Here is a 10,224-nt window from a genome sequence, read left to right as displayed (position 1 = left end):
GCCCCGGACAAGGTTACTGGGTGCGGGTCCCCCATCCGGACGAGCGCCCGCCCCGGAACACCGGCCCGGCCTCCCGGCCCGGCGCACGGCCACACCGCGCCAGCGGCCCCGGCGCTCTCAGCCCGTCCGTCGCCCGGGGACGAGACCCGGCCAGCGCCGAAGCGGGGTCCGGGGGCAGCAGCCCCCGGAGACGGCCACGGGCGCGCCGGGCACGTCACTGCCGGATCGCCCACCCCCGCTCGCGCAGCGCGGCAGTCAGCACGGCCACCGCCTTCGGCTCGACCGACAGCTGCACCAGACCGGCCTGCTGTCCCGTCGCGTGCTCGATCCGCACGTCCTCGATGTTGACCCCGGCCTGCCCGGCGTCCGCGAAGATGCGGGCCAGCTGCCCCGGCTGGTCGTCGATGAGCACGGCCACGGTCTCGTAGACCCGCGGCGCGGACCCGTGCTTGCCGGGGACCCGGACCTGTCCCGCGTTGCCGCGCCGCAGCACGTCCTCGATGCCCGCGGTGCCCTCGCGCCGCTTGGCCTCGTCGGAGGACTGGAGGGCACGCAGGGCGCGTACCGTCTCGTCGAGGTCGGCGGAGACGTCCGTGAGGAGGTCGGCGACCGGCCCGGGGTTCGCGGAGAGGATGTCGATCCACATCCGGGGGTCGGAGGCGGCGATCCGGGTGACGTCCCGGATGCCCTGCCCGCACAGGCGTACGGCGGCCTCCTCGGCGTGCTCCAGTCGCGCGGCGACCAAGCTGGAGACCAGGTGGGGCATGTGCGAGACGAGCGCCACGGCCCGGTCATGGGCGTCCGCGTCCATCACCACGGGAACGGCCCGGCAGTGCGAGACCAGTTCCAGGGCGAGGTTCAGCACCTCGGTGTCGGTGTCCCGGGTGGGGGTGAGCACCCAGGGGCGGCCCTCGAAGAGGTCGCCGGTGGCGGCGAGCGGACCGGACTTCTCACGGCCGGACATGGGGTGGGTGCCGATGTACGACGACAGGTCGAGGCCGAGCGCTTCCAGCTCGCGCCGTGGGCCGCCCTTGACGCTGGCCACGTCGACATAGCCGCGCGCGACCCCGCGCCGCATGGCGTCGGCGAGCACGGCGGCGACGTGGGCGGGCGGGGCGGCGACGACGGCGAGGTCGACGGGGCCGTCGGGGGCCTCGTCGGTGCCGGCGCCGAGCGCGGCGGCGGTGCGGGCCTGCTCGGGGTCGTGGTCGTCGAGGTGGACGGTGACGCCACGCTGGGCGAGGGCCAGGGCGGCGGAGGTGCCGATCAGGCCGGTGCCGATGACGAGTGCGGTCCTCACTGGGCGATGTCCTTGCGCAGAGCGGCGGCGGCGCCGAGGTAGACGTGGTGGATGCCGGTGCGGGGCCGGTCGGACTCGATGTGGGCGAGGACCCGCACCACGCGGGGCATGGCGCCCTCGATGTCGAGTTCCTGGGCGCAGATCAGCGGAACGTCGACGATGCCGAGCCCGCGGGCGGCGGCGGCCGGGAAGTCGCTGTGCAGGTCGGGGGTGGCCGTGAACCAGATGCTGATCAGGTCGTCGGCGGTGAGGCCGTTCCGCTCCAGGATGGCGGTGAGCAGGGCTCCGACCTGCGCGTCCATGTGCTCGGCGTCGTCCCGCTCCAGCTGGACGGCCCCCCGGACCGCTCGTACCGCCACGGCGCTGCTCCTTGCTGTGTACGTACCGGATCTGCGTCCGACCAGCCTAGTCAGCCCCGGGGGCGCCGGGCGCCCGGCGCCCGCCCCCTGAGACGGCGCCCGCCCGCGCCGACGCGACGTGCCGGGTCCGGTTCAGTGGTCCCAGAGCGCGCCCAGGGTCGCCAGCTCGTCCCGGTACTCGATGCGGTCCGTCCAGGCCGCCGGCCAGACGTCCGCGCCGTGGTGGGCGCCCGCGAAGGCGCCGGCCAGGCAGGCGATGGAGTCGGAGTCGCCGGAGGTGCAGGCGGCCCGGCGCAGCGCGGTGAGCGGTTCGTCGACGAAGAGCAGGAAGCAGAGCAGTCCGGTGGCCAGGGCCTCCTCGGCGATCCAGCCCGCTCCGGTGGCCAGGCACGGGTCGGTCTCCGGGGAGACGGTGCGCACCGCGTCCTGGAGCCGGGCGAGGACGTCCAGGCACTCGTCCCAGCCGCGGGCGATGAAGTGCTCGGGGCTGGGGTCGTGGGCGCGGGTCCACAGGTCGCCGAGCCACTCGTGGTGGTAGCGGGTGCGGTTGTCGTAGGCGTACGACCGCAGCAGGCCGACGAGTCCGGTCGGCTCGGCGCCCTGGGCGAGCAGGTGGACGGCGTGGGCGGTGAGGTCGGAGGCGGCGAGCGCGGTGGGGTGGCCGTGGGTGAGGGCGGACTGGAGCTGGGCGGCGCCCGCGCGCTGGTCGCCGGTGAGCCCGGGGGCGAGTCCGACGGGTGCGACCCGCATGTTGGCGCCGCACCCCTTGGAGTCGGTCTGGCTGGCGTCCTGCCAGATCCGTCCCTCCTCCTTGAGCAGGGCGCAGGCGACCAGGCAGGTCCGGCCGGGGGCGCGGTCGTTCTCCGGGGACCGGTACCAGTCCACGAACTCCTCGCGCACCGGCCGCGCCAGCCGCCTGGGCGCGAGGAAGCCGCGGTCCATGGCGGTGCGCAGCCCGCGGCCGAGGGCGAGCGTCATCTGGGTGTCGTCGGTGACGAGCGCGGGCCGGGGCAGGTCCATGTCCCGCCAGGGGCCGGACCTGGCGAGGATCGCCGGCACGTCGTCGAACTCGGTCGGACAGCCGAGGGAGTCTCCGAGGGCGAGGCCCAGGAGCGCTCCGGTCGCGGCACGTTTCGGCATGCGGATCACCATCCCCTTTATCGTCACTCTGACAATAAAGGGGATGGGGGACGCCGACAAGCCGGTTTAGAGGTCGACTTCCTTCATCAGCATCCCGACCTCCGTGTTCGACAGCCGCCGCAGCCAGCCCGACTTCTGGTCGCCCAGGGTGATCGGGCCGAACGCGGTGCGCACCAGCTTCTCGACCGGGAAACCGGCCTCGGCGAGCATGCGGCGCACGATGTGCTTGCGGCCCTCGTGCAGGGTCACCTCGACCAGGTAGTTCTTGCCGGTCTGCTCGACGACCCGGAAGTGGTCCGCGCGGGCGTAGCCGTCCTCCAGCTGGATGCCGTCCTTCAGCCGCTTGCCCAGGTCGCGCGGGATGGGACCGACGATCGCGGCCAGGTAGGTCTTCTTCACGCCGTACCTGGGGTGGGTCAGCCGGTGCGCCAGCTCGCCGTGGTTGGTGAGCAGGATGACACCCTCGGTCTCGGTGTCCAGCCGCCCCACGTGGAAGAGCCGGGTCTCCCGGTTGGTGACGTAGTCGCCGAGGCACTGCCGCCCCTCCGGGTCCTCCATCGTGGAGACGACGCCGGCGGGCTTGTTCAGGGAGAAGAACTGGTACGACTGGGTGGCCACGGTGAGCCCGTCCACCTTGATCTCGTCCTTCTCCGGGTCGACGCGCTTGCCCTGTTCCAGGACGATCTCGCCGTTCACCTCGACCCGGGCCTGCTCGATCAGCTCCTCGCAGGCGCGCCGGGAGCCGTAGCCCGCGCGCGCGAGCACCTTCTGCAGCCGCTCGCCCTCCTGCTCGGCGCCGGGGAAGGTCTTGGGCAGCTTGACGTCCTTCTTGCCCGCGTACCGCTCCCGGTTGCGCTCCTCGATCCGCGTCTCGTACTCGCGGGAGGTCGCCGGGGCCGACCGTCCGCGCTGCTGGGGCTTCCGGGGACCGCCCTTGGCGCCGCCGCGGGCCGACGGGCCGCGGCCCGACTTCGGACCGTCCTGGGTGGCGCCGGGGCCGACGTCGTAGCGCCGCTCCTCCGGGCGCGGCCTCTTCGGCCGGCCGCTGCCCTGCTTGTCGTCGCGGTTGTTGCCGGCGCCGCGGAAGTTACCGCGACCACCGCCGCTCCCGCCGCGGCCGCCGCTGTTGCCACCACGGCTCCCGCCGTTGTTTCCGCTGCTGTTCCTGCCGCTGCTGCTTCGCATCAAAGTTCCGTCTTGTCGTCTGCGTCCTCGGAGTCCGGAGCGTCCGGATCGAACGACGGCACGCCTTCCAGGGTCTCGGCCTCGATCGCCTCCGCCTCGGGGAGGAAGGGCGCGAGCTCCGGTAGCTCGTCCAGGCCGCGCAGGCCCATCCGCTCCAGGAAGTAGTTCGTCGTCCTGTACAGGATCGCACCTGTTTCGGGTTCCGTGCCCGCCTCCTCGACCAGTCCGCGCTGGAGGAGGGTGCGCATGACGCCGTCGCAGTTGACCCCGCGGACGGCCGAGACCCGGCTGCGGCTCACCGGCTGACGGTAGGCGACGACCGCGAGCGTCTCCAGCGCGGCCTGGGTGAGCCGGGCCGTCTGGCCGTCCAGGACGAGACGTTCGACGGCGGCCGCGTACTCGGGACGGGTGTAGAAACGCCAGCCGCCCGCGACGAACCGCAGCTCGAACCCGCGGCCCTGCGCCGCGTACTCGTCGGCCAGCTCCCGCAGCGCGTCGGCGACCTGGCGCCGGGGCCGCTCCAGGATCTTCGCCAGGTGCTCCTCGGTGGCGGGCTCGTCCACGACCATCAGCACGGCCTCCAGGGCGGGCTTGAGATCGAGTGCGGCGACCGTCTGCTCGCTCGTCACGCCTTCTCCTCCTCCGGCTGCTCGGGCGGCCGGTCGAACTCGTCGGTCACCAGGGGCCGGTCGTCCCCGTCCCCGCCGGTCCAGCGCACAAGCAGTTCCCCGAGGGCGGTCTCCTGCTCCAGGGCCACCGCCTTCTCCCGGTACAGCTCCAGCAGCGCCAGGAACCGGGCCACGACGGTGAGGGTGTCGTCGGTGTCCTCGACCAGCGCGCGGAAGCTCGCCTCGCCCAGCTCCCTGAGCCGGGCCACCACGATCCCCGCCTGCTCCCGCACGCTGACCAGCGGCGCGTGGATGTGGTCGACGTACACCTGCGGCTTCGGTCTCGGCTGCATCGCCTTGACCGCGAGCTTCGCGAACCCTTCCGCGCCGATGCTGATGACGACCTCGGGCAGCAGCTCGGCGTGCTGGGGCTCCAGCCCGACGGTACGGGGGTAGCGGCGGGCCTCGTCGTCCAGCCGCCCGCTGAAGATGTCCGCGATCTGCTTGTACGCCCGGTACTGGAGCAGGCGGGCGAAGAGCAGGTCCCGCGCCTCCAGCAGCGCCAGGTCGGCCTCGTCCTCCACCTCGGCGGCGGGCAGCAGCCTGGCGGCCTTCAGGTCGAGCAGGGTGGCGGCGACGACCAGGAACTCGGTCGTCTGGTCCAGGTCCCAGTCCGGGCCCATCGCCCGGATGTGCGCCATGAACTCGTCGGTCACCTTCGACAGCGCGACCTCGGTGACGTCCAGCTTGTGCCGGGAGATCAGCTGGAGCAGCAGGTCGAACGGTCCCTCGAAGTTGGCGAGCCGCACCGTGAAGACACCGTCGTCAGGGGCCCCGGGCTTTGGCTCGGCGGGCTCCGGCCCGGATACGGCCGCCTCCGGCTCGGGCTCCGATACGACCGGCTCCGGCTCCGGCACGACCGGTTCCGCTTCGGGTTCCGGCGCCGCCACGGAAGCGTCGTCCGGCTCCACCCTCGGGGCCCCGGGCCCCCTGCCCAGCGCACGCCGACGCCCGGCACGGCCGGAGGCGGAAGCGTCGTACGAGGTCATGGCCCCCGCAGGCTACCGCTACCGCCCTCGCAGCCGCCGTACGAGGATGCTGGCGTCCCCCCGGGTCTCCAGGTCGGCGAGCACGACGGCCACGGCCTCGCGCACGATCCGGCCCCGGTCGACGGCGAGCCCGTGCTCGCCGCGGAGCACGAGACGCGCGTGCTCCAGGTCCATCAGCTCCTCGGCGGAGACGTAGACAGTGATCTTCTCGTCGTGCCGCTCGCGTCCGCTCGGCCGCCGCGTGGCCGTCCGCCCGCGCTTGCGGGGCGCGGCCGCGGCAGCACCTTCCTGCGCCGGCTGGCGCCGCGTGGCGCGCTCCCCGGCGGCGGCCCGGCTGCGGGACTCGCCCGCCTCGGCGGCGTCGGGGTCCGCGGGCATGTGCTCGGCGCCGTCGCCGTCGCCGCCCTGGGCGGGCACGGCGTGCGGGGCGTCGTCCGCGATCGCCGGGTCGCTCTCGCCGGCCGGAGCCGGCACCCGGGGCTCGCCGCCCGCCGGGCGCCGGGGAGTGGACGGCTGGAGTGCCATGCCCCCTGTCGTACGGAACAGTTCGTCGGCCCCCGGCAGACTCACTCGGCGTGACACCGGGCGAGCACCTCCCTGGCGAGCTGGCGGTAGGCGGCGGCACCGACGGAGTTGGAGGCGTACGTGGTGATCGGCTCACCGGCGACCGTGGTCTCCGGGAAGCGGACCGTGCGCCCGATGACCGTGTGGTAGACGTGGTCGTCGAAGGCCTCGACGACCCGCGCGAGCACCTCGCGGCTGTGCACGGTGCGCGAGTCGTACATCGTGGCGAGGATCCCGTCGAGCTCCAGCTCCGGGTTGAGCCGCTCCTGGACCTTCTCGATGGTCTCGGTCAGCAGCGCCACACCGCGCAGCGCGAAGAACTCGCACTCCAGCGGCACGATCACCTTGTGCGCGGCCGTCAGCGCGTTGACCGTGAGCAGGCCGAGGGAGGGCTGACAGTCGATCACGATGTAGTCGTAGTCGGGCAGCAGCGGCTTGAGGGCGCGCTGGAGCGACGACTCGCGGGCGACCTCGGAGACCAGCTGGACCTCGGCCGCGGAGAGGTCGATGTTGCTGGGCAGCAGGTCCATGTTGGGGACCGCGGTCTTCAGCAGCACCTCGTCGGCCGACAGGCCCCGCTCCATGAGCAGGTTGTAGACGGTGAGGTCCAGCTCCATGGGGTTGACGCCGAGACCGACCGACAGCGCGCCCTGCGGGTCGAAGTCCACGAGCAGCACCCGGCGTCCGTACTCCGCGAGCGCGGCGCCCAGGTTGATGGTGGACGTCGTCTTGCCGACGCCGCCCTTCTGGTTGCACATCGCGATGATCGTCGCGGGCCCGTGATCGGTCAGCGGGCCCGGGATCGGGAAGTACGGCAGCGGGCGTCCGGTCGGGCCGACGCGCTCACGGCGCTGGCGGGCCGCGTCGGGCGCGAGCGTGGCCGCGTACTCGGGATCGGGCTCGTACTCGGCGTCGGGGTCGTAGAAGTGCCCCTCGGGCAGGTCCTCGTAGTCGGCGAACTGGTTGTGGGGCGCGCCGCTTCCGTCGCCGGCCATGGCGTTCACGTGATGGCCATCCATGCTCTGGGGTGCTGTCTGAGCCATGCGGGGGCTGACGTGGCTCTGGTGGGCTGCGAAGGTTCGGACAGCGACGGAGCCGACAGCCTCGAGCCCCGTGGAGTCCTGGCCCCGCGTAGGCATTCCTGGTTGACCACCCCCGGGAGAAAATGTCGACTCATTCACAAGTCGTCTTACCTCCTTGGTGACCAGGAAACTTCTAGACAAGGTCAGCGTGGCACCATGCCGACGTTCGGCGACTCTATGGCGTGTCGGGCGTCCGCAGCAACACAATCCGCCGGACCCGGCCCGATGTGTCGGCAATGAAACACCCCGCTGTCAAGGGTGTATGGGCGTCGCACAGCAGGATTCACCGGTGTGCGAATCGGTTGAAGGGAGACGTTCGAGGCGAGTTGACCGAGCGTCGCAAAGTGACCATACACACATCCGGCCGGACCTTGTCGGGCAAGGTCCGGCCGGATGTTCACGGTTGACGACCCCTGTTGACGAATCGCCTTTTCCGTAGGGATGACTTGAACCAGTCGCTCGGGCGCGGACCGGCCAGGGGTCAGCCGAGGAGCGACTCCAGCTCCACGTGCTCCAGGCCGTGCGCCTCGGCGACCTCCTTGTAGACGACCTTGCCGTCGTGGGTGTTGAGACCCTTGGCGAGCGCGGCGTCACGGCGCAGCGCCTCGACCCAGCCGTTGTTGGCCAGCGACACGATGTACGGCAGCGTGGCGTTGGTGAGGGCGTTGGTGGAGGTGTTCGGGACGGCGCCGGGCATGTTGGCGACGCAGTAGAAGATCGAGTTGTGGACCTGGAAGGTCGGCTCGGCGTGCGTGGTCGGACGGGAGTCCTCGAAGCAGCCGCCCTGGTCGATCGCGATGTCGACAAGAACACTTCCGGGCTTCATCCGGGAGACCAGCTCGTTGGTGACGAGCTTCGGGGCCTTGGCGCCCGGGATGAGGACGGCGCCGATGACGAGGTCGGCGTCGAGGACGGCCTTCTCCAGCTCGAAGGAGTTGGACATGACGGCCTTGACCTTGGTGCCGAAGATCTTGTCGGCCTCGCGCAGCTTGTTGATGTCGCGGTCCAGCAGGGTCACGTCGAAGCCCATGCCGACGGCGATCTGGGTGGCGTTCCACCCGGAGACGCCACCGCCGATCACGACGGCCTTCGCCGGGGTGACGCCGGGGACGCCGCCGGGCAGGACACCGCGGCCACCGTTGGCGCGCATCAGGTGGTAGGCGCCGACCTGCGGGGCCAGGCGGCCCGCGACCTCGGACATCGGGGCGAGCAGCGGCAGCGCGCGGCTGGGCAGCTCGACCGTCTCGTAGGCGATGGCGGTGGTGCCGGACTCGATCAGCGCGTCCGTGCACTCCTTGGAGGCGGCCAGGTGCAGGTAGGTGAAGAGCGTCTGGTCCTTGCGCAGGCGGTGGTACTCCTCCGCGATCGGCTCCTTGACCTTGAGCAGCAGGTCGGCGGCGGCCCAGACCTCGTCGGCGGTGCCGAGGATCTCGGCGCCGGCGGCGACGTACTCCTCGTCCGTGATCGAGGAGCCGACGCCGGCGTTGCGCTCGATGACGACCTGGTGGCCGTTGCGCACCAGCTCGTGCACGCCGGCGGGGGTGATGGCCACCCGGAACTCGTTGTTCTTGACCTCGCGGGGGATGCCGACCTTCACGTCGATCACGGTCCTTGGCTCAGAGGGGGGTGTGGTACGTGACATACCCGGATGTACAGGGCACACCGGGAGACACCGCAGGAGAACGTGCGGCAGAGCCAGTCTAATGAAGGCGTTCCCGCTGTCTAGCCTTTCATTGCATCAATCTTCAGCGGATGTACTGCGGATTTCGCAGGCGTTAGCTCCGTGTTCCGGTCGTTGATCTTCCGGATCGCCCTCCTGCTCGGTCTCCTGGAGCTCTTCCCCCAGCATGCGCTCGGCCGCGCTGCGGTGCAGTCCGGCCGCCGTGGGGTCCCCGAGGTGGTCCAGGGTGTCGGCCAGCCGCAGGTGCAGCGCCGCCTGGAGCCGTACGTCCTCCGCGCGGCGCGCCCACTCCACCGCCTCCTGGCAGGTGCGCAGCGACTCCTCGGGCCGGCCCGCGTACTCCTGCACCCGGGCCAGTTCGCTCAACGCCCGCGCGTACGCGGCGACATCGCCGAGCTTGCGGTACCCCGCGACGGCCGCCCGCCAGCCGCGGGCCGCCTCGCCGTAGCGGCCCGCGTAGGTGTGGGCGGCGGCGATCCGGCCGTACAGCCGGGCGGCGTCCGCGCGCTCGTCGCGGGCCAGGCGCTGGGCCAGCGCCCGGCCGTACCAGTCGGCGGCCCGGTCGTAGTCGCCCAGCTCCTCGTGGGCGCCGCCTACGGATTCCATCGCGCGGCCGGTCGCATACGGGTCGTTCGCCTCCCGTCCCGCGTCCAGCGCGGCCCGGTAGCGCACCAGCGCCTCGGCGGTACGGCCGGTCTGCGCGTCCAGGTCGGCCAGGTTCAGCAGGGCCGCCGCCCGCTCGCGGGGCAGCCGCTGCCGCTCGGCCACATCCAGCACGAGCTGGTGGATGCCGTACAGGTCGGGGGCCGCGGCCTGGGTGCCGAAGTGCGCGACCAGCGTCCGCACCAGCTGGGACAGCAGCCGCCGGGCCAGCGTGTCCAGCTCTCCGTCGGCGACCGCGAGCCGGGCCGCGGCCAGCAGGGCGGGCCGGCGGATGCGCAGCCAGTCCTCCGCCGCCCGCGGGCTGGGAAAGCGCAGCGAGCGGGGCATGCCGAGCAGCTTGGCGCGGGCCTGCGGGGAGTCCGTCTCGGTGATCGCCCGGCAGGACTGGAGCAGCCGGACCGTCCGCTCCAGCATCCGGGCCCGGGCCAGCTGCAGCTCCGCCGGCTTGTCCTGGGTCTCGGTGAGGGAGCGCAGCAGCGGGTGCAGGGCGCCCGGCACCTCGTACTGCGGCAGCGGCGAGTCCACCCCCCGCAGCAGGCCGAGGGCGACGAAGTCGTCCAGGGTGGTGCGGGCCGCGCTGACCGAGCAGCCGG

Annotated in this window: 10 protein-coding genes; all 10 read right to left on the bottom strand. The window is 72.4% G+C overall.

The annotated features are described in order from the left end of the window. Positions 1–214: 214 nt before the first annotated feature. Positions 215–1,300 (bottom strand): prephenate dehydrogenase, encoded by a 1,086-nt coding sequence (locus CCN42_RS27040; protein WP_086739516.1) that lies wholly within the window; start codon positions 1,298–1,300, stop codon positions 215–217. Then, positions 1,297–1,659 carry a chorismate mutase gene (gene aroH, locus CCN42_RS27035; protein ID WP_086739514.1) on the bottom strand — a complete coding sequence of 121 codons (363 nt, stop codon included), beginning with the start codon at positions 1,657–1,659 and terminating at the stop codon, positions 1,297–1,299. Before aroH ends, CCN42_RS27040 begins: the two co-directional genes overlap by 4 nt. Before the next feature lie 132 nt (positions 1,660–1,791). Next, positions 1,792–2,799, bottom strand: a complete 1,008-nt coding sequence (locus CCN42_RS27030; protein WP_245877475.1) for an ADP-ribosylglycohydrolase family protein — start codon at positions 2,797–2,799, stop codon at positions 1,792–1,794. Between the two features lie 66 nt (positions 2,800–2,865). Continuing rightward, entirely contained in the window at positions 2,866–3,984 is a 1,119-nt protein-coding gene (locus tag CCN42_RS27025) for a pseudouridine synthase (protein ID WP_086739511.1), read from the bottom strand. Continuing rightward, complete coding sequence (gene scpB, locus CCN42_RS27020) at positions 3,984–4,553, bottom strand: SMC-Scp complex subunit ScpB (protein WP_245877476.1); 570 nt, start codon at positions 4,551–4,553, stop codon at positions 3,984–3,986. The genes CCN42_RS27025 and scpB overlap by 1 nt, the downstream gene beginning before the upstream one ends. A 56-nt stretch (positions 4,554–4,609) precedes the next feature. Next, positions 4,610–5,641: a segregation and condensation protein A gene (locus tag CCN42_RS27015; protein ID WP_086739507.1), complete on the bottom strand. Its 1,032-nt coding sequence runs from the start codon at positions 5,639–5,641 to the stop codon at positions 4,610–4,612. A gap of 18 nt (positions 5,642–5,659) precedes the next feature. After that, a complete protein-coding gene (locus CCN42_RS27010; protein WP_086739506.1) occupies positions 5,660–6,211 on the bottom strand; it encodes a hypothetical protein in 552 nt (183 codons plus the stop codon). Then, entirely contained in the window at positions 6,208–7,344 is a 1,137-nt protein-coding gene (locus tag CCN42_RS27005; protein ID WP_086172207.1) for a ParA family protein, read from the bottom strand. Before CCN42_RS27005 ends, CCN42_RS27010 begins: the two co-directional genes overlap by 4 nt. 424 nt (positions 7,345–7,768) lie before the next feature. Beyond that, positions 7,769–8,893 (bottom strand): alanine dehydrogenase, encoded by a 1,125-nt coding sequence (ald, locus tag CCN42_RS27000; RefSeq protein WP_173883339.1) that lies wholly within the window; start codon positions 8,891–8,893, stop codon positions 7,769–7,771. 132 nt (positions 8,894–9,025) lie between these two features. Continuing rightward, positions 9,026–10,224: tetratricopeptide repeat protein (locus tag CCN42_RS26995; RefSeq protein WP_143662021.1), on the bottom strand; the 1,199-nt coding region annotated here is incomplete at its 5' end.

Origin of the sequence: Streptomyces glaucescens, from assembly GCF_002154375.1 — a bacterium.
GTDB lineage: Bacteria > Actinomycetota > Actinomycetes > Streptomycetales > Streptomycetaceae > Streptomyces > Streptomyces glaucescens.
This window is presented reverse-complemented; position numbering and strand designations above follow the sequence as displayed.